The organism is Xanthomonas sp. LMC-A-07 (genome assembly GCF_030208825.1).
Classification (GTDB): Bacteria; Pseudomonadota; Gammaproteobacteria; order Xanthomonadales; family Xanthomonadaceae; genus Xanthomonas; species Xanthomonas campestris.
In genome coordinates, this window is the sequence record NZ_JARVTF010000020.1 from 311,401 (window position 1) to 330,647 (window position 19,247).

A 19,247-nucleotide genomic window follows, 5' to 3' on the forward strand; every position below is an offset into this window, starting at 1 on the left:
ATGCCGCGTTACGGCAACTGCATCGCCGGCAGCGCGACCTCCACGCTCTCCACCGGGTCAGTGGCCGAGCGTGCCAACTGCACGCGGTAGGTGCCAGCGGCAATCGTCCAGTGACGTGCCTTGGCGTCGAAGTCGGCCAGCGTCTTGGGCTCGGCCACGACCTGCACCATGCGCTTCTCGCCGGGCTTGAGCGCGACCTTCTGCCAGCCGATCAGGCGCAACGGTGTGGCGTGGCCATTGGGCAGCGTGACGTAGAGCTGCGGCACGGCGGCACCGTCGCGCTTGCCGGTATTTTCCACCTCGAAATTGGCGGTCAGCTGGCCGTTGGCAGCCTCCACACGCAGGCCGCCCATGCGGAACTGCGTGTACGACAGACCATGGCCAAATGGATAGCGCGGGGTCAGGTTGCGCGCGGCAAACCACTTGTAGCCGACGTTGGCGCCTTCAATGGCGTAATCGATGGTGTCTTCGCCCGGCTTGGCCGGCTTGAAGCCCAGGCCCGGAATCGACGGACGCGGCAATTGCGACTCATCCACCGGCCAGGTCACCGGCAGATGGCCGGAGGGATTCACCGCACCGGTCAGCAGGTTGGCGATGGCCTCGCCACCGCCGATGCCCGGGTACCACGTCTGCAACACCGCCGGCACGCGCTCGGCCCACGGCATGCGCACCGGGCCGTTGGTTTCCAGCACCACGGTGGTCTTGGGGTTGGCCTTGGCCACTGCCTCGATCAAGGCGTCCTGGCCATCGGGCAGCTGCATGTCCGGCAGATCCACCGACTCGGCGGCCCACTGGGTGGCGAACACGATCGCCACGTCGGCAGCCTTGGCCGCGCGTGCGGCCGCCGCGCGGTCCTTGCCGTCCACGTAATCGATCTGCACGTTTGGCAACGCTGCGCGCAGCGCCTGCAACGGCGATGAGGGATGAATGATCACCGGGCCCGGCCAGGTGGTCGGGGTGAGACCGGGCACCGCATTGCCGCCGTTGATGGTGTAGTCCACCCGCGAAGAACCACCGCCGGACATCACGCCCTTGTCGGCATAACCGCCGATCACCGCGATGCGGCGCACGTCCTTTGACAGCGGCAAGGTGGCCTGTTCGTTACGCAGCAGCACGCTGCCTTCTTCGGCCACGCGCTGCGCGGCGCGTTGGCCGGCCTTGCCGTCGATGGGCTGGCGCTGGGTGGGGTGGTCGAATGCTCCATGCGCGAACAGGCTGCGCAGGATGCGCGTGACCATGTCGTCGAAGCGCGCGCGCGGCACTACGCCGGCACCGACCGCCATGCGCAGCGGTGCATCGAAGAACACCGCCGCATCGAAGACTTCGCCGGCCGACTGTTGATCCAGCCCGGCCAGCGCGGCCTTGGAGCCGCTGTGCACGCCGCCCCAATCGGACATCACATAGCCGGGGTACTTCCATTCCTGCTTGAGCACCTGGTTGAGCAGGTAGTCGTGCTCGCAGCCGTAGATGCCGTTGATCTTGTTGTACGAGCACATCACCGATGCCGGGTCGCCGATCTTCAGCGCGATCTCGAAGGCCAGCAGGTCCGATTCGTGCATCGCCTGCTCGCCGATCTGCGCGCTATGGAAGTTGCGCCGGGTTTCCATGTCGTTGAGCGCGAAGTGCTTCATCGTCGACAGCACGTGCTCGCTCTGCACGCCGCGGATCGATTCGCCCACCATCACGCCGGCCAGCAGCGGGTCTTCGCCGGCATATTCGAAGTTGCGGCCGTTGCGCGGGTCGCGCTGCAGGTTGACGCTGCCGGCCAGCAGCACGTTGAAGCCCTGCTGCCAGGATTCGCGGCCCATGGTCTTGCCGCCGGCATAGGCCAGTTGCGGGTTCCAGCTCGACGCCGTGGACGGGCCGGACGGCATCGCGGTGGCGAAGTCGCCCTTGCGGATGCCACCGGGGTTGGTGACGCCCACGCCGGCATCGGCTAGCTGCTGCGCCGGGATACCCAGGCGAGTAATGCCCGGCACATACCCGGCCGAGCCCAGCGCGCCTTCGGGCTTGGGAATCTTGTCGGTGCCCAGGCCGAAGTAGCTGCGCAGCATCTGGAATTTTTCGTCTTCGGTCATCTGCGTCAGCAGCAGCGCGGCGCGCTGGTCCGGGCTCAGCGCGGTGTCCATCCACGGCTGTGCGGCGTTGGCCTGCTGCGCGGCCAGCGGCGCGCTGAGGGCGACGCCCAGGCCCAGCGCGAGGGCCAGCGCCAGTCGGCGCGGTCGCGGAGCGGCGGGTGTAAACGTTTTCATATCGAGGTGTGGCACGTCGTGGTCCTTGTGGTGCGGTAACGGATCGGGGGAGGGCACCGTGGTGCCCGAATGGGTGGCGCCGGCTGCGCCGTGAATCAGCGCGCCTGCGTCGGCGCGCTCAAAATGCGCTCTGGTCGGTACGCAGCACCGGGTAGAGCCGGTAGCGCTCGTCCCAGGACGGATGCAGCCGGTAGAAAAACTCCAGGCGCGCCTGCGGGTCGGCAGCAAATGCCGGGTCGCTGGCCAGGCGTTGTTCGAACTGCGCCTTCAGGGCCGGGTCGCTGGCGAGCATCTCGCGCGCCACGTCTTCGGCCACGTAGTCTTCCATGTACTCCTTGCGCTCGAAGGCCAGATTGAACAGGCCCCACTGCAGCAACGAATCCGATGCCTGTGGCTCCAGGATCGCCATCACCAGCCGCGACTTGGGTTGGGCAATCGGTACGAACAACGTGCCTGCCGGCACCGCGCGCGTCTCAGCACGCCATTGGCCACTAACGGTGAGTCCCTGGTGGCCCTCGTTGGAGCGCGTCGCAAAGGTAGCAGTGTCGGCGCGGAAGCTCTGCACCGCGCGGTTGCCTGCTTGCGTGAGGATCTGGAAGGTGATGCCGTGCAGGCGCAGTGTGTCGGCGACCAGGGCGGCCTGCGCCGCCGGCACCAGGTAGCCACCGCGCGGCGCCTCCACCGTGACATCCGGAGCGATCTGGTCGCGCAGCGGCACCTTCCAGATCTGCGGTGTGCGCTCGTCGTAGCGGGTCATCAACGCACCGGACACCGGCGAGGGCGTGCGTGTGTAGGCATAGCCGCGGAACGCGACGGTGCGCGTGCCCGGGCCGGCCGCGTAGCTCAACGGCTCGAGATGACCGGCCAATGCGCTGGCGCGCTGGTCGGCGGCATGCGCGTCGGCCAGCCATTGCGTGCCGTGCCGTGCGGCCTGCTGCAACACCGAGACGATGGCGTTGCGGGTCACCCGCACGCGCACCGGGTACTGCTTCCACGAGTGGGTTTCCACCAGCATGCCGAAGCGGTTACGCAGCAGGAAATAGCCGTGCGAGAACCGCGGCGGCGACACGTCATCAGCGAAGCCCGAGCTGGGGTCGTCCTCGCGCACCAGCGACGGGTAGTACGGCAGTGGCAACGAACCCTGCCTGGCCAGATCGGCGATCACCGCATCACGCCAGCGGGTGCCGTCCTTGCGCAACGCCGCGTCGCCCGCGTGCACCGGTTCCACCTGCACCGACACATCGTGTTCGAACTGCGCGCCATCGGTGGCGTGCAGGTCCACGTACATCAATGGGTCCCACTGCTGCACCAGCCGCAGCATCGCCTGCATCTCCGGCGCGTCGGCCTTGACGTAATCGCGGTTGAGGTTGAGGTTCTGCGCGGTAGTGCGCCAACCCATCTGTTCGGGGCCGCGCTGGTTGGGGCGGTTCCAGGCACCAAAGCGCTCATGGCCGTCCACATTGAACACCGGCACGAAGATCCACACCACCTTGTCGAGCACCCCTTTGCCGGCGGTGCCATCAAGCAACTCGCGCAGGGCCAGGAAGCCCGCGTCCTTGCCATCGATCTCGCCGGCATGGATGCCGCCTTGCACCAGCACCACCGGCAATGCGCGCTGCGCCGCGCTTGCCGCATCCAGCGCGCCGCTGGTGGACACCACCAACGCCTTCATCGGCCGCCCTTCAGGCGTGGTGCCGAAGCTGATGCAGCGCACCGCCTGCGGGTAGCGCTGCGCGAATGCATCGCACAAGGCGATGACCTCATCAAAGCGGCCGGTCTGCACAAAACCGCTGCGCTCGGCCACGGTGGTCAGCGGCTCGGCAGTCAGGGCGGCGGGGGCAGAGGTGAGCAGCAGCAGGCTCAGGGCGAGGCGGGTGAAGCGGGGCATCCAGCGGTCCGGTGTTCCAGGAAAACGTTTGCAATGTAGCCGAGCCAGCGTGGCAGGCCAATCTGCACTGCGTCAAAGGCGTCAGCTGCGACGCGGCGGCGTGGTCGCGTTCGCTCGGGCTTTTTGGCCTGTTATTCGGCTCAATCAGCAGTGGATATCTGGCATGTGGTCTGCGGCCACGGGTTGCGGTTGCCAAGCGCGCAATGGCTGGCCGACACGCTTGCAGGCCGTCGACCACATGCTCGTGTGTCGCGATCAGCGCGCAGCGCTGCGCGGCCAACTGCGGCGGATGCATCACCCAGCACGCCACTCCTGCCGCTGCATCGGTTGCATCGCGGCCACAGCCACGCAAGTGCTGCGGCCTGTGGCCCGTTCCGGACCAGCAACCCAGTGCCGCGCGATGGCGGGCAACAGGCCGCCGCCGGTACGATAGGGCTCGTTTTCTGCTCGACCGGACTGCCTTTGACGACCTCCACCTTGCCGGCGCCCGCCGCCGATGCGCGGCTGCCGCGCCAGATCCCCTTCATCATCGGCAACGAGGCGTGCGAGCGTTTCAGTTTCTACGGGATGCGCAACATCCTGGTGCAGTTCCTGATCACCTCGCTGCTACTGCAGGAGGTCGGCGCGCCGGAACGCGACGCCGAAGCCAAGCACATCCTGCACAGTTTCATGATCGGGGTGTTCTTCTTCCCGCTGCTGGGCGGCTGGCTGGCCGATCGCTTCTTCGGCAAGTACACCACCATCATCTGGTTCAGCCTGATCTACTGCGCCGGCCACGCCTGCCTGGCGTTGTTCGAAGACAGCCGCAGCGGGTTTTTTGTCGGCCTGGGCTTGATCGCGTTCGGTGCCGGCGGCATCAAACCCTTGGTGGCCTCGTTCATGGGCGACCAGTTCGACCAGTCCAACAAGCATCGGGCCAAGGTGGTGTTCGACGCCTTCTACTGGATCATCAACTTCGGTTCCCTGTTTGCCTCGTTGCTGATCCCGTTGGCGCTCAAGCACCTGGGCCCGTCGTGGGCATTCGGCATTCCCGGCATCTTGATGTTCATCGCCACGGCGGTGTTCTGGCTGGGCCGCAAGCGCTACGTTCGGGTGCCGTTGCCACCCAAGGACCCGCATGGGTTTGGCGCCGTGGTGCGCAGTGCGTTGCTGGCACGTGCGCCGGGCCAGGGGCGCCCGGGCCTGGCACTGGCGGCGATCAGCGTCTTGCTGGCGCTGGCCTGTTTGGGATTGACCGAGCAGCTAGGCCTGGTGATCTGCCTGTGCATGGCGCTGGTGCTGTTGCTGGCCGGCATCGGCGGCGGCACGTGGTGGCAGCTGGACCGTGCCCGCGGCACGCATCCGGATGCGGCGGTCGATGGCGTGCGCGCGTTGCTGCGGGTGCTGGTGATCTTCGCGCTGGTGACGCCGTTCTTTTCGCTGTTCGACCAGAAAGCTTCCACCTGGGTGCTGCAGGGCCGCGAGATGACGATGCCGGCGTGGTTCACCGCCTCGCAGATGCAGGCGCTGAATCCGTTGCTGGTGATGCTGCTGATTCCCTTCAACAACCTGGTGCTGTATCCGTTGCTGCGTCGCCTGGGCTGGGAGCCCACTTCGCTACGGCGCATGACCAGCGGCATCGCCTTCAGCGGCGTGGCGTGGATTGCGGTCGGTGCGATCCAGGTGGCGATGGATGGCGGTGAGCCGATGCATATCGCCTGGCAGATCCTGCCCTACGCCTTGCTCACCTTCGGCGAAGTGCTGGTGTCGGCCACCGGGATCGAGTTTGCCTACAGCCAGGCGCCGCCGTCGATGAAGGGCGTGGTGATGAGTTTCTGGTACCTGACCACCACGGTCGGCAACCTGTGGGTGCTGCTCTCGAATGTGGCGGTTCGCAACGATACGGTGACCTCGCATATCGCCGATACTGGGCTCAGCGAAGCGGCATTTTTGATGTTTTTCTTCGCGGCCTTCGCGTTCCTGGCAGCACTGGCCTTCGGCCTGTACGCGCGCCGGTATCGCATGGTCGACAACTACCGTCCTGCCTGAGGTCTGCATGATTACCCTGATCCTGATCGCCATCACCGGCATCGTCTCGTGGATGGCGTTCAACAACCGCAAGCTGGCCGACCGGCTGGTGTTGTGGCCGCCCGCCCTGGACAAGCACAAGCAGTACGACCGCCTGATCACCTACGGCTTCATCCATGCCGATCTCGGGCACCTGGTCTTCAACATGATCACGCTGTTCTTTTTCGGCCGGTACATCGAAGACGTGATGACGCGGCTGACCGGTAGCGTGCTGACCTATCCGCTGTTCTATCTGGGCGCGTTGATCGTCTCGATCCTGCCCAGCTATCTGAAGAACCAGAAGAACCCGAACTACCTCAGCCTGGGGGCATCGGGCGCGGTGTCGGCGGTGTTGTTCGCCTTCATCCTGCTCAAGCCATGGACGATCATCCTGGTGCTGTTCATTCCGGCGCCGGCGATCATCTATGCGGTGTTCTACGTGGGTTACAGCCTGTGGATGGACCGTCGCGGCGGCGACCGCATCAACCACAGCGCGCACCTGGCGGGCGCGGCGTTCGGCGTGATGTTCATGCTGATCATGGAACCGCGCGTGCTGCAGGTGTTCCTGGAGCAATTGTCGAACCCGCGCTTCGGTTGAGCAGGCGGGTCTCGCCGCAAGGTGCTTGCGGGGCGTGACATGGGCTGGCGTGATGAGCGCGCTGGCCGATGTGCCTGGCCTGCGTCACGCCGAAAGTGCAGGTGTTGAATGATGTGCCTGCCCGGCGTTCGCTGCGGCTCGGTCGCCGCAGCGTGGTCGGGTTGGGCAGGGCGCGGCCCTGCAGTGTTGCGATCAGCGCAAAGGCCTCAGGCCGCGTTGCGCTCGTGGTCGATCAGGCTGCCGCTGCCGGACACGGTGCCGTAGGCCTGCTGCAGGCGCTCGTAGACGGTGTCGTTGAGCTGGGCGAATTCCTGGCCCTGGGTGTTGCCGTTGATGGCGAACTGGAACAGGCCTTCCAGCAACGAGCTATCACTCTCTGCGCCGTGTCCTGACGAATCGTTGTTCATGCTGTCGCTCCTGGCGGGTAGGGCGAAGGCGCCGGTGCGTCGCTGCCGAGCAGCTGTTGCGAGCGCCTTCGCGTTGGCTATCGGCGTCGGCGCGGCGAACTTTAGCCCCGCCGCAGCAGGCTGGGCAGCAGGTCACGGTGTGGCTTGTCTTTCACGCAGACACGGCGCGTCGCTGGTCAGAATTGGTACAGGAAATAACGCCGGATCAAGACCAGATGGATGCCTCAACGCTGTGCGTGACGCACGACGCCGCCCACCAGCGGTTCACGGTCGAGCTCGATGGCAACACCGCCGAGTTGGCCTATCAGCAGCAGGATGCGGTGCTGACCATCACGCACACGCGGGTGCCGGACGCGATCGGTGGCCGCGGCGTGGCTGCCGCCTTGGTGGAGGCGGCATTGGGTTTCGCAGGTGAGGCGGGGTTGAAGGTCATCCCCGCCTGCAGTTATGCCGACGCCTATATGCGCCGGCATCCGCAATTTCAAGCGCTGCTGGCCTGATCGTCAGCAGCTGGGTGTCGTCAGGGGAGTAGGTGGGAATGCGGTGGTCGAACGTGGGTGGTGGGGTGCAGGGCTTGCTGGTGCTGGCGCTGTTGGCAGGTTGCAATCAACAAACGCCGGAGGCCGCGCAACCTTCGGCTGAGCAGGCACCGGCCGCGGTCGCCGAGCCGGCAGTGCAACCGGTGGCAGAAGGGCCGCTGCAGGATGTGATCGAACACGCGCCCGCCTACATGGTTGGTATCAGCTACCCACCCGGGCTGGAGGCGCATCCCGAATTGCAGGCGTTGATTCGAGGCTATGCGCAGGACGCACGCAGCGAGCTCATGCAGGCGGTGTCGGGGCTGGGCAACGACAAGCCCGCCGCACCGTACGAGCTATCGCTGGCATTTGAGAAGGTGCTGCAGAGCGCCGATCTCATCGTGGTGTCGGCCGATGGCAGCCGCTATACCGGCGGTGCGCATGGCGAACCGCTGGTGGCGCGCTTTGTCTGGCTGATCAAGGAGCGCAAGCAGCTCACCGCGCAAGCCCTGATTCCGGATCCGGCCGGCTGGGAGCAGATCGGGCAGGCGGTGGCGCAGCGCCTGCATGCGGCCGCCGAGCAACGCGTGGAAGCGGACCGCGTGCCAGTGGAAGAGCAAGCCGAACAGGTGGCCTCGGCCGATCGCATGATTGCCGAGGGCACTGCTGCACAGGCGGATAACTTTGCGCAGTTCGTGCCGGTGTTGAATTCCGCCGGCAAGATCAGCGCACTGCGCTTCGTGTTTCCACCGTACCAGGTGGGCCCGTATTCGGACGGCACACAAACAGCCGAGATTCCCGCCGCCACATTGCTGGAATGGGTAGCGCCGGAATATGCACATCTCTTCGCACGCTGATGCGTGCACGCGCCGACGATGTGTTTGAATGGTTTAGCCATTCAGTAATGTAATCAACGGTGCCATGAGTAGCTTTGATCCAACCGCTAAACGCGTCGACCACACTTGCGAGCGTTACCCGCCTTTTCCCCGGGAGCCGGCCGTCCTGGTGCGGCTGATCAAGCACCTCTACAAGCGGCTGCACACCCAGGCCTGCGTGCGGCTCAAGCCGCATGGCATCAGCCCGCCTGAGTACGAAATCCTGATGATGTTGTATGGGACGCCGGGGCAGGCAATCACGCCGACCGAAGTGGCAGAGGCGGCCAGTGAGAAGCCGGCCAACATCACCCGGCTGACCGATCAATTGCACGAAAAAGGGCTGATTGCGCGCGCCAGCAGCCCGGACGACCGCCGCAAGATTACCTTGACGCTCGCGCCGGCTGGCCTGGCATTGATCGATCGGCTGCTGCCAGATGCCTGCACCTTGCTGGAGGCGGAGACCGCGCAGATCAGCGAGGCCGAGCAGGTGCGCCTTGAGAAACTGCTGAAGAAATTGCTCGCTGGCGTGGACGCAGTCGAACAGTAATCGCTGCTTGCGGGCTTCAAACGACAATGCCGCCTGGCAGTACCAGGCGGCATTGTTTTTAGAGCGGCTAACAAAAACATAGCGAGCAGCCGTCAGGTGGGGTGCGGACGGCGCGGAGGAACCGGAGTGTACGGGGGTACATGCCGATTCCGAGCACCGGCCGCGCCCGCCTGGCGGCTGCGCAGTCGTTTTGATAGTTGCTCTTAACCGAATCTCAAGCCGTTACGGCTTGGACTGCGGCGCTTCCGGCGTGGCGCCGTCGCCACCCTGTGCGCTGAGGCCGCGCTTCTCCAGCAAGGGCTCGATCTGCGGCGCATGCCCGGCGAAGTTCTGGAACAACTCCATCGCATCCACGCTACCGCCGCGCGAAAGCAGGGTCTGACGGAAGCGGTCGCCGTTGGCGCGGCTCAATCCGCCGTGCTGCTTGAACCACTGCTGCGTGTTGGCATCCAGCACTTCGGACCAGATATAGGCGTAGTAGCCGGCCGCATAGCCGCCCATGATGTGGCTGAAATACGGGGTCTTGTAGCGCGGCGGCACCGGCGGATAGGCGATGCCGTCATCGGCCAGCGCCTTGGCTTCGAACGCCATTACGCCTGCGGCGTCCGGCACCTGGTTGGCGCTGATCTGGTGCCAGTTCTGGTCGAGCATGGCCGCACCCAGATACTCGGTGGTGGCAAAGCCCTGGTTGAACTTGGACGCGGCAATCACCTTGTCAAGCAATGCCTGCGGCATCGGCGTGCCGTTCTGATAATGCTTGGCGTAGTTCTTCAGGATCGACGGCTCGTCGGCCCACATCTCGTTGACCTGCGAGGGGAACTCGACGAAGTCGCGCGGCACGCTGGTGCCGGAGAAATACGGGTATTTCACGTCCGAGAACATGCCGTGCAAGGCATGGCCGAACTCATGGAACATGGTGGTCACTTCATCCCAGGTCAGCAGCGTCGGCTGGCCGGCCGGCGGCTTGGGGATGTTGAGGTGGTTGGCCACCACCGGCTTGAAACCGGTCAGCTCCGACTGCGAGACGTAGGAATTCATCCAGGCGCCACCGCGCTTGGATTCGCGCGCGTACATGTCGGCAATGAAGATCGCCAGCTGCTTGCCGTCGGCGTCGAACACGTCATAGACGGTGATGTCGTCGCGGTAGGTCGGCAGATCGGTGCGCTGCTTGAAGGTCAGGCCGTATTCCTGGTTGGCCGCATAGAACACGCCGTTTTCCAGCACGTTCTTCAGCTCGAAATACGGCTTGAGCTGCGACTCGTCGAAGTTGTACTTGGCCTGGCGCACTTTCTCGCTGTAGTAGGCCCAATCCCAGGCTTCCAGCTTGAAGGTCGGCTTGCGTGCTGCCTTTTGTTCCTTGTCGATCATCGCCTGCAGGTCGGCGGCCTCGCGCTTGGCGTTGGCCACCGCGGCCGGTGCCAGCTTGCCGAGCATCGCGTTGACCGCTTCAGGCGTCTTGGCGGTCTGGTTTTCCAGCGAATACGCAGCGTACGTGGGGAATCCCAGCAGCTTGGCCTTGTTGGCACGCAGGGTCATGATGCGCGAGACCAGAGCGGTGTTGTCGTACTGGCCGCCATGGCTGCCGCGCGACACCGAGGCGTCGTAGATCTTCTTGCGCAGCTCGCGGTTCTTGAGCTGGGTGAGCGGCGGCTGGCCGGTGGTGTTGAGCAGGGCGATTACGTACTTGCCGTCGAGCTTGCGCGCCTTCGCCGCTTCGGCAGCGGCGGCGATCTGCTCGTCAGACAGGCCATCGAGTTGCTTGACGTCATCCACCACCACGGCCGCGGCGTTGACCTCGGCCAGCACGTTCTGGCTGAAGGTGGTGCCCAGGTTGGCCAGCTCGGCGTTCATGGCCTTGAGCGTGGTTTTGTCGGCATCGGACAGCTTGGCGCCATCGCGCACGAAATCGCTGTAGTACTTCTCGACCAGGCGCACGCCTTGCGCATCCAGGCCGAGCTTGCTGCGCTGGTCGTACAGGGACTGGATGCGCGCGAACAGCTTGCCGTTGAGCGAAATCGCATCGCGGTGCGCGGCAAACTTGGCCGAGTAGTCGGCCTGCAGTTTCTTGCGCGCATCGTTGGTGTCGGCGCCTACCAGGTTGAAGAACACCGTGGTGGCGCGATCCAGCGTGGCGCCGCTCTTTTCCAGCGCAATGATGGTGTTGTCGAAGGTCGGCTTGGCCTTCTGGTTGGCGATCGCGTCCACTTCCTTCAACTGCGCGGCCATGCCGGCGTCGAAGGCAGGCGCGAAGTCGCTGTCCTTGATCTTGTCGAACTGCGGGTAGTGCAGCGGCAGCGTGCTGTCGGCAAAGAACGGGTTGGCGGTCGCGGTGGCCTGGGTGGCGGCGGGTGCGGCGATGCTGTAGGACGGCATGGCAAGTCCCAGGGAAGCGGCCAGGGCAAAGGCAAGACGGGTGGTCAAGAGCGTTACTCCAAAGTGCGAACCGCCGAGGCTAGCGCAGGCGGCCGGGACAGGCGTGTGACAAAAGGCATGGCCGCCAGGCAAACGCGAGCGTGGCGCGACATCAAGGCGGGACATTTCCTGGCTGTGGGCGGCGCTGCGTTAGGCTTGCGGTTTCCGTTGCGGACCTGCCGATGACCACGCTCTCCACCTACCAGTTCACCGACCTGGACGGTCAACCCCAGTCGCTGGCCGAGTACGCCGGCAAGGTGGTGCTCGTGGTCAACGTCGCCTCCAAATGTGGTTTTACGCCGCAGTACGCCGGCCTGCAGGCGCTGTGGCAGCGCTACCGCGATCGCGGGCTGGTGGTGATCGGGTTTCCCTGCGATCAGTTCGGTCATCAGGAGCCTGGAGATGCGGCGGACATCCGCCAGTTCTGCTTGCTGGACTACGCGGTGGATTTTCCGCTAGCGGCCAAGGTCGAGGTCAATGGCAGCGGTGCCCACCCGCTGTGGCAATGGCTCAAGCACGAAAAACGCGGCGTGCTCGGCTCGGAAGCGATCAAGTGGAATTTCACCAAGTTCCTGATCGGCCGCGATGGCCGCGTGCTGGAGCGCTATGCGCCGACCACCAAGCCGGAGGCGCTGGCGGCGGATATCGAACGCGCGCTGGGCGTTTGAGTTGGCAGGCTGCTGCCAAACCGTAGGAGCGCCCTCGGGCGCGATGAAGCGTTACAGGGAACGCCCCGTCGCGCCCGGGTGCGCTCCTACGACGACGCGACGTGCTCGCGCAGCAGCCAGATAAAACTCCGCACCGCGCGGGGTCTTCGCGTGGTTGCCTTACTTCTCGACGAACGCGCGCTCGAACACGTAATGCCCGGGGGTGCCGATGCGCGGCGAGGTTTCAAACCCACGTGCGTCGAGCAGGGTGCGCAGGTCGGCCAGCATCTGCGGGCTGCCGCAGATCATGAAGCGATCGTTGGCCGGATCCAGCGGCGGCAGCCCCAGCGTCTGCTGCATGCGGCCGTCGGCCATCAGCTCGGTCAGGCGGCCCTGGTTGGCGAACGCCTCACGCGTGACTGCCGGGTAATAGAGCAGCTTGTCGTGCAGGAGCTCGCCCAAAAATTCATGCTGCGGCAGTTCGCGCTCGAAATAATCGCGGTAGGCCAGGTCTTTTTCAAAGCGCACGCCGTGGGTGAGGATCACCTTGTCGAAGCGTTCGTAGGTTTCCGGGTCCTTGATGATCGACAGCCACGGCGCCAGGCCGGTGCCGGTGCCCAACAGGTACAGGTTGCGGCCCGGATGCAGGTCGCTGATCAGCAGCGTGCCGGTGGGCTTCTTGCCCACCAGGACCTTGTCGCCCGGCTGGATGTGCTGCAGGCGCGAGGTGAGCGGGCCGTCCTGCACCTTGATGCTGAAGAACTCCAGGTGTTCTTCCCAGTTGGCGCTGGCAATGGAGTAGGCGCGCAGCAGCGGCCGTGTCTCGGTCTCCAGGCCGATCATCACGAACTGACCATTCTCGAACCGGAAGCCGGCATCGCGGGTGGTGGTGAAGCTGAAGTAGGCGTCGGTCCAGTGGCGGACCTCAAGCACCGTTTCGGCGCCGAAAGCGGAAGACATGCCGTTTAGTGTCGTAGTGAAGAGTGCCCGCCAATTCTACCTCAAGCCGGCCAAATGAGATGAACTCTCATTTGACTATCCGGGATTCGGGAGTTGGGATTCGGGATTCGCAAAAGCGGATCCCTGGGGACCTGGAAGGGATGGGGCTCGCGAAAGGGCTAGCAGCTTGAGCCAATCCCCAATTCCCAATCCCGAATGCCCAATCCCCAAAATCACCGATACCCCGCCGCCTGCAGCTCGAACAGCTCCGCATAGCGCCCGCCTTGTGCCATCAGTTCGGCGTGGGTCCCGCTTGCTTCGATGCGTCCATCGGCCAGTACCAGGATGCGGTCGGCCATGCGCACGCTGGAAAAACGGTGCGAGATCAGCACCGCGGTGCGGTTGTCGGACAATTCCTTGAAGCGCTGGAACACCTCGAACTCGCTGCGCGCATCCAGTGCGGCGGTGGGCTCGTCCAGGATCATCAGCTGCGCATCGCGCATGTAGGCGCGTGCGATGGCGATCTTCTGCCACTGCCCGCCCGACAGGTCCACGCTGTTCTTGAAACGCCGCCCCACCAGCTGGTTGTAGCCATCGGGCAGGCTGTCGATCAGCTCGGTGGCCATCGCGCGTTGCGCGGCGGTGCGGATGCGATCGGTGTCGTCCATCGCATCCACCTGGCCCACGCCGATGTTCTCGCCGATGCTCAGGTGGTAGCGCACGAAGTCCTGGAAGATCACGCCCAGATTGGCGCGCACATCGTCCAGGTCGTAATCGCGCAGGTCGCGGCCGTCGAGCAGGATGCGGCCTTCGTCCGGGTCGTACAGCCGCGCCAGCAGTTTCACCAAGGTGGTTTTGCCAGCGCCGTTTTCGCCGACCAGCGCCAGCACTTCGCCGGCGCGCAGCTCGAAATTCAGATGCCGCATCGTCCAGTGTTCGGCCTCTGGGTACCGGAAGCCCACGTCCTCGAACACGAAGCCCTGGCGAATTGGCCGCGGCACCGGCAGCGCGTTCGGGCGCGAGCGGATCTCCGGCACGATGTTGAAGAACGAATACAGATCGTCCAGATACAAGGCTTGCCCGGCGACCTGCGAAAACCCGATCAACAGGCCCTCCAGTAACTGGCGCAGGCGCAGGAAGCTGCCGGCGAGAAAGGTCAGATCGCCGATGCTGAAATCGCCGCGCACCGTGCGCCAGGCGATGTAGCCATAGGCCGCGTAATAGCCCAGCGTGCCCAGCGCCGCCAGCAGTGCGCCCCACAGCGCGCGCTTGCGTGCCAGCGCGCGATTGGCCTGGAAGAACTTGTCGGCCAGCCGGCGGTAGCGCGTAATCAGAAACCGGTGCAGGTTGAGGATCTTCACTTCCTTGGCGGTTTCGACGCTGGCACCGACCTGGCGCAGGTAGTCGAGCTGGCGGCGCTCCGGGGTCCACTGGAAGTTGAGCGAATAGCCCAGCGCATTGAAATGCGCCTCGCCGATGAAGGCCGGAATCAACGCAATGGCCAGCAGCACGATCAACCAGGGTGCATACACCAGCAGGCCAACCGCCAGGCTGGCCACGGTGATCGCATCCTGCACCTGGCCGAACAACTGGCTCATCAGGTTCATGCGGTTCATAGTCTGGCGGCGTGCGCGATCCAGCTTGTCCTGCCGGTCGGGGTCTTCGAAATCCTCCAGATCCAGCTGCGCGGCGTGTTCCATCAGCCGCACGCTGGCCGCGTTGTTGAACAACTCCGACAGCAACGCATCGGCGTAACCGACCAGGCGGCCGAGCAGGTCCGAGCCGATCGCCAGCGCCAGTTCCAGCGCCAGCAACTCCAGCAGCCGGTTGAGCCGGCCGCTGGCCAATGCCTGGGTCAACGAATCGAATGCCGGCGGTTGGCCCACCAGGTGGATCGCCTCGTCGATGATCAGCTTGCCGATGTACAACGTGGCGATCGGCATCAACGCGCGTAGCACGCGCAAGCCGATGCTGCTGGCGCTCAACCAACGGCTGGTCTGCCAGATCTGGCGCAGGAAGGGCGGCAGGTTGCGCAGCGCATCGAAGCGCTCGCGCAGGGTGGGGCCGGTACGGGGGGCGGGCGCGCTGGCGCCGGGTCGGGATGCTGACATGCGCATAGTGTGCCGGGGGCCGCGTGCGCTGCGGGTGTTGGGGCGCCACAGCGGAGCAGGGCGGGCCGTACGTTGCCCGCCCGCGCCCGCGATCAGGTGCGGCGCCGCGAGCGCCCACACGTCCATGCGCGGCGCGATCGCCGCGTGCAACGCTGCCTTCTCCTGGCTGCGCCGGCCTGGCCGGCGGTTTGGACTAAAATGCCCGGATTGCCCCCGCCAGCCGTAGAGCCAGCCGTGACCTCGATCAAGCAGGAAGACCTCATCCAGTCCGTCGCCGATGCGCTGCAGTACATCAGCTACTACCACCCGGTCGACTACATCAAGAATCTGTCCGCCGCCTACGAGCGCGAAGAGTCGCCGGCCGCCAAGGACGCGATTGCGCAGATCCTGATCAACTCGCGCATGTGCGCCGAAGGCCACCGCCCGATCTGCCAGGACACCGGCATCGTCACCGTGTTCCTGGAAATCGGCATGAACGTGCGCTGGGACGACGCCACGATGGGCGTGGAAGACATGGTCAACGAGGGCGTGCGCCGCGCCTACAACCACCCGGACAACAAGCTGCGCGCCAGCGTGCTGGCCGACCCGGCCGGCAAGCGCGCCAACACGAAGGACAACACCCCGGCGGTGGTCAACACCAAAATCGTGCCGGGCGACCATCTTGAGGTGATCGTGGCGGCCAAGGGCGGCGGCTCGGAGGCCAAGAGCAAGTTCGCCATGCTCAATCCTTCCGATTCCATCGTCGATTGGGTGCTCAAGACCGTGCCGACCATGGGCGCCGGCTGGTGCCCGCCGGGCATGCTCGGCATCGGCATTGGCGGTACCGCCGAAAAGGCCATGCTGCTGGCCAAGGAAGCGCTGATGGAGCCGATCGACATCGTCGACCTGCAGGCCCGTGGCGCCTCCAATCGCGCCGAAGAATTGCGCCTGGAGCTGTACGAAAAGGTCAACGCGCTGGGCATCGGTGCCCAGGGTCTGGGCGGCCTGACCACGGTGCTCGATATCAAGGTCAAGGACTACCCGACCCATGCCGCCAACCTGCCGGTGGCGCTGATTCCCAACTGCGCGGCCACCCGCCATGCGCACTTCACCCTGGATGGCAGCGGCCCGGTGATGCTGGACCCGCCTTCGCTGGAAGACTGGCCCAAGCTCACCTACAACCCGACCAACGCGCGCCGGGTCAACCTGGACACCATCACCCGCGAAGAAGTGGCCAGCTTCAAGCCGGGCGAAGTGGTGCTGCTCAACGGCAAGCTGCTCACCGGCCGCGATGCGGCGCACAAGCGCATGATCGACATGCTCAACCGCGGCGAGACCCTGCCGGTCGACTTCACCAACCGCTTCATCTATTACGTTGGCCCGGTCGACCCGGTGCGCGACGAAGTCGTGGGCCCGGCCGGCCCGACCACCGCCACGCGCATGGACAAGTTCACCCGCCAGATGCTCGAACAAACCGGGCTGCTGGGCATGGTCGGCAAGTCCGAGCGTGGCGATGCGGCGATCGACGCCATCCGCGACAACAAGGCCGTGTACCTGATGGCGGTCGGCGGCTCGGCGTACCTGGTGTCCAAGGCGATCAAGGCCGCACGCGTGCTGGCCTTCGAAGACCTCGGCATGGAGGCGATCTACGAATTCGAGGTCAAGGACATGCCGGTGACGGTTGCGGTGGATTCCACCGGCGAATCGGTGCACAAGACCGGCCCGCGGCTGTGGCAGTCGCGCATCGGCAAGATTCCGGTAGTGGTGGAATAAGCAAACCTGGAACGGCGACGCACACACACTGCGTCGCCGTTTTCAGTTTAGGCACCGCGTATATCTGTCATTCGCACGCGGTGTTTGTGCGCTGGAAAAGATGCCTGCATGCGTGTCTCACGTGGCAGAACGGCCCAACAGGAACGGGCTATGCTCGGGGTGCACATGCCAACACCCTCAGGAGAACAGGAATGCTCCGCCTCATCTGCCTTGCCGTCTTGGTGTGCGCCAGCCTGCCGCTGGCAGCGCAGCAAAAGACCCAGCCCACCGTGCTGTTTCCTTCCGGCAACTACGCGCCGCAGCCCACCGCACCGGTGCCGTTTGCCGAGAAAAAGCCGCTCAAGCCCAGCGACACCGCGACGCGCTTCGACGGCCCCTCGGTGATGGAGCGCTGCATCGCGCATTGCAACCGCAGCGCCGCGCAGTGCAACGCCGACCGGCCAAGCGAAAGCAGTTGCCGCATGGCGGTTGCACCGCGCGGAAAGAGCTGCGACGCAACCCAGAATCCAGCGCAGCGGGCCAATTGCATGGCGCAGGTGTTCGATTGCACCCAGCAAAGCGATGTCAATCGCTGTGAACCGCACAAGCTTGCCTGTTTGCGTTCCTGTACCAACTAGTCCTGTCCCACCTAACGAGCGAGCCTGCATGACCACGACGCTGTACCACGCCCCCAGCACCGCTGCCCTGGTCGTGCATTGGATGTTGATCGAACTGCAGGTGCCGCATGTGCTGCATCCACTGGACTTCGACCGGCGCGAGCAGAAATCCCCCGCGTATCTCGCGCTCAACCCGGCCGGCGTGGTGCCGACCCTGGTGCTGGAGGGGCAGGTGCTGACCGAAGCGGCGGCCATCGTGCTGCACCTGGCCGACCTGTACCCGCAGGCGGGCTTGGCACCGCCGCCGGGAACGCCGGCACGTGCGGCGTACTACCAGTGGATGTTCTTCTGCGCCAACACCTTGCAGCCGGCGTATCGCGCCTGGTTCTACCCGGACGAGCCGGCCGGCGCTGAGCAGCTCGACGCTGCGCAAGCGCAGGCCCGGCAGAAACTGGAGGCGGCCTGGGCGCAGGTGGACGCGCACCTGCAGGCGCATGGCCCGTATCTGCTGGGCGACACGCTGTCGGCAGCCGATTTCCTGCTGACCATGCTGATGCGCTGGTCGCGCAATATGCCCAAACCCACGGATACCTGGCCCGCCTTGCACGCGCATGCCCAGCGGATGAAGGCGCGGCCTGCCTTCCGGGAGACCTACCGGCGCGAGGGCCTGACCGACTGGACCTGAACCGCGAACGCGCAGGCGAAGCGGTGTGTCGATAGTTGCAGTTGAGTCCGCTGGGTTATGCCTGCCCAGGTGTACGATCGCGAGACACACAGAGAACAGGGGCTCTACCATGTTGCAGTCCGTATCGCGTCGCAAACTGTTGCAATGCGCATGTTGCGCACCGGTGGCGGCTGCCGCTGCCTCGTTGCCGTTCTCGCTGCGCGCCGCGCCCAGCAAGAAGACCGACCTCACCGCCGAACAGGCGCTGCAGGTGCTGCGTGACGGCAACAAGGCGTTCGTCGAGAACCGCCCCAAGAAGGTGATCTCCGACGGCAAGCGCCGCCTGGAGCTTGCGCTTGGGCAGACCCCGTTCGTGATCCTGGTGTCGTGCTCGGATTCGCGCGTGCCGCCGGAGCTGCTGTTCGGCCGCGGCCTGGGCGAAATGTTCATCGTGCGCAATGCCGGCAACACGGTAGACACCACCGCCCTGGGCTCGATCGAATACGCAGTGAGCCAGCTCGGCGTGCCGTTGGTGGTGGTGATGGGGCATGAAAGCTGCGGTGCGGTGGCGGCGGCGGTGTCGGTGGTCGAGCAGAACGCGTTCTTCCCGGGCGCGATCGGCGCGATGATCGAACCCATCGTCCCGGCCGTGCTGACGGCAAAGAGCAAGGGCGGTGAAGACCTGCTGGCGGCATCGGTGAAGGCAAACGTCAAGCGCACCGTGGACCGCCTGCGTGGTGCGTCCGAGCCGGCACTTCTTGAACCGCTGCGTGGCGGTAGCTGCCGTGTGGTCGGCGCCTACTACACGCTCAAGGACGGCAAGGTCGATTTCTTCGACGTCTGAGGCGTTGGCAACGCGCGCGCCTGCGGCCTTTTCCGCTCCTGCTGCGCTGAAACATCGGAATTGAAAAAGCCGGCAGCGATGCCGGCTTTTTTCATGGCAACTGATTGTGCCGTCGCTGCTGCGACAACATCGGCCTTCAGGATCTACCGCC

At 65.1% G+C, this 19,247-nt stretch carries 16 protein-coding genes and 1 other RNA gene; 10 read left to right on the forward strand and 7 right to left on the reverse strand.

The window, feature by feature from the left end; translation table 11 throughout:
• Nucleotides 1-8 precede the first annotated feature (8 nt).
• Nucleotides 9-2,195 (reverse strand): glycoside hydrolase family 3 C-terminal domain-containing protein, encoded by a 2,187-nt coding sequence (locus tag QRM89_RS19905; protein ID WP_285448832.1) that lies wholly within the window; start codon nt 2,193-2,195, stop codon nt 9-11.
• Between the two features lie 175 nt (nt 2,196-2,370).
• On the reverse strand, nt 2,371-4,140 hold the full coding sequence (locus QRM89_RS19910; RefSeq protein ID WP_285448784.1) for a M14 family metallopeptidase: 1,770 nt from the start codon (nt 4,138-4,140) through the stop codon (nt 2,371-2,373).
• Nucleotides 4,141-4,602: 462 nt separating this feature from the next.
• On the opposite strand from QRM89_RS19910, the gene QRM89_RS19915 reads away from it, so the two are divergent.
• The gene (locus tag QRM89_RS19915) at nt 4,603-6,168 is read left to right on the forward strand and encodes an oligopeptide:H+ symporter (protein ID WP_285448785.1); all 1,566 of its coding nucleotides are present in this window, start codon (nt 4,603-4,605) and stop codon (nt 6,166-6,168) included.
• A gap of 7 nt (nt 6,169-6,175) precedes the next feature.
• Nucleotides 6,176-6,784, forward strand: a complete 609-nt coding sequence (locus QRM89_RS19920) for a rhomboid family intramembrane serine protease (protein WP_011036598.1) — start codon at nt 6,176-6,178, stop codon at nt 6,782-6,784.
• A gap of 206 nt (nt 6,785-6,990) precedes the next feature.
• Here the strand turns inward: QRM89_RS19920 and QRM89_RS19925 are convergent, their stop codons facing one another.
• Entirely contained in the window at nt 6,991-7,191 is a 201-nt protein-coding gene (locus QRM89_RS19925) for a hypothetical protein (protein ID WP_012438794.1), read from the reverse strand.
• Between the two features lie 215 nt (nt 7,192-7,406).
• On the opposite strand from QRM89_RS19925, the gene QRM89_RS19930 reads away from it, so the two are divergent.
• The 3 genes from QRM89_RS19930 (at nt 7,407) to QRM89_RS19940 (ending at nt 9,131) form a co-directional block, all read left to right on the forward strand.
• Nucleotides 7,407-7,691, forward strand: a complete 285-nt coding sequence (locus QRM89_RS19930) for a GNAT family N-acetyltransferase (RefSeq protein WP_042598734.1) — start codon at nt 7,407-7,409, stop codon at nt 7,689-7,691.
• Between the two features lie 38 nt (nt 7,692-7,729).
• Nucleotides 7,730-8,566 (forward strand): DUF3298 and DUF4163 domain-containing protein, encoded by an 837-nt coding sequence (locus QRM89_RS19935; protein ID WP_161960798.1) that lies wholly within the window; start codon nt 7,730-7,732, stop codon nt 8,564-8,566.
• A gap of 64 nt (nt 8,567-8,630) precedes the next feature.
• Nucleotides 8,631-9,131 (forward strand): MarR family transcriptional regulator, encoded by a 501-nt coding sequence (locus tag QRM89_RS19940; RefSeq protein ID WP_115576790.1) that lies wholly within the window; start codon nt 8,631-8,633, stop codon nt 9,129-9,131.
• A 65-nt stretch (nt 9,132-9,196) separates the two neighbouring features.
• On the opposite strand, the gene QRM89_RS19945 is transcribed toward QRM89_RS19940, so the two are convergent.
• Both QRM89_RS19945 and QRM89_RS19950 read right to left on the reverse strand, forming a co-directional pair.
• Nucleotides 9,197-9,273: non-coding RNA, sX9 sRNA (locus QRM89_RS19945), on the reverse strand.
• Nucleotides 9,274-9,353: 80 nt separating this feature from the next.
• Nucleotides 9,354-11,552, reverse strand: a complete 2,199-nt coding sequence (locus tag QRM89_RS19950) for a M3 family metallopeptidase (protein ID WP_285448786.1) — start codon at nt 11,550-11,552, stop codon at nt 9,354-9,356.
• Nucleotides 11,553-11,725: 173 nt separating this feature from the next.
• Between QRM89_RS19950 and QRM89_RS19955 the strand changes: the two genes are divergently transcribed.
• Nucleotides 11,726-12,211 carry a glutathione peroxidase gene (locus QRM89_RS19955; RefSeq protein ID WP_285448787.1) on the forward strand — a complete coding sequence of 162 codons (486 nt, stop codon included), beginning with the start codon at nt 11,726-11,728 and terminating at the stop codon, nt 12,209-12,211.
• Nucleotides 12,212-12,370: 159 nt separating this feature from the next.
• Here QRM89_RS19955 and QRM89_RS19960 read toward each other — a convergent pair whose 3' ends face one another.
• Complete coding sequence (locus tag QRM89_RS19960) at nt 12,371-13,150, reverse strand: ferredoxin--NADP reductase (RefSeq protein WP_012438788.1); 780 nt, start codon at nt 13,148-13,150, stop codon at nt 12,371-12,373.
• Nucleotides 13,151-13,362: 212 nt separating this feature from the next.
• The gene (locus QRM89_RS19965; protein WP_057672901.1) at nt 13,363-15,240 is read right to left on the reverse strand and encodes an ABC transporter ATP-binding protein; all 1,878 of its coding nucleotides are present in this window, start codon (nt 15,238-15,240) and stop codon (nt 13,363-13,365) included.
• Nucleotides 15,241-15,474: 234 nt separating this feature from the next.
• On the opposite strand from QRM89_RS19965, the gene QRM89_RS19970 reads away from it, so the two are divergent.
• From QRM89_RS19970 to QRM89_RS19985, 4 genes are all read left to right on the forward strand, one after another.
• The gene (locus tag QRM89_RS19970; protein WP_014507279.1) at nt 15,475-16,992 is read left to right on the forward strand and encodes a fumarate hydratase; all 1,518 of its coding nucleotides are present in this window, start codon (nt 15,475-15,477) and stop codon (nt 16,990-16,992) included.
• Between the two features lie 80 nt (nt 16,993-17,072).
• Nucleotides 17,073-17,609, forward strand: a complete 537-nt coding sequence (locus QRM89_RS19975; protein ID WP_285448788.1) for a hypothetical protein — start codon at nt 17,073-17,075, stop codon at nt 17,607-17,609.
• Between the two features lie 28 nt (nt 17,610-17,637).
• The gene (locus QRM89_RS19980) at nt 17,638-18,273 is read left to right on the forward strand and encodes a glutathione S-transferase family protein (RefSeq protein ID WP_285448789.1); all 636 of its coding nucleotides are present in this window, start codon (nt 17,638-17,640) and stop codon (nt 18,271-18,273) included.
• 184 nt (nt 18,274-18,457) lie between these two features.
• Nucleotides 18,458-19,096: a carbonic anhydrase gene (locus QRM89_RS19985; RefSeq protein ID WP_193387334.1), complete on the forward strand. Its 639-nt coding sequence runs from the start codon at nt 18,458-18,460 to the stop codon at nt 19,094-19,096.
• Nucleotides 19,097-19,247 lie beyond the last annotated feature (151 nt).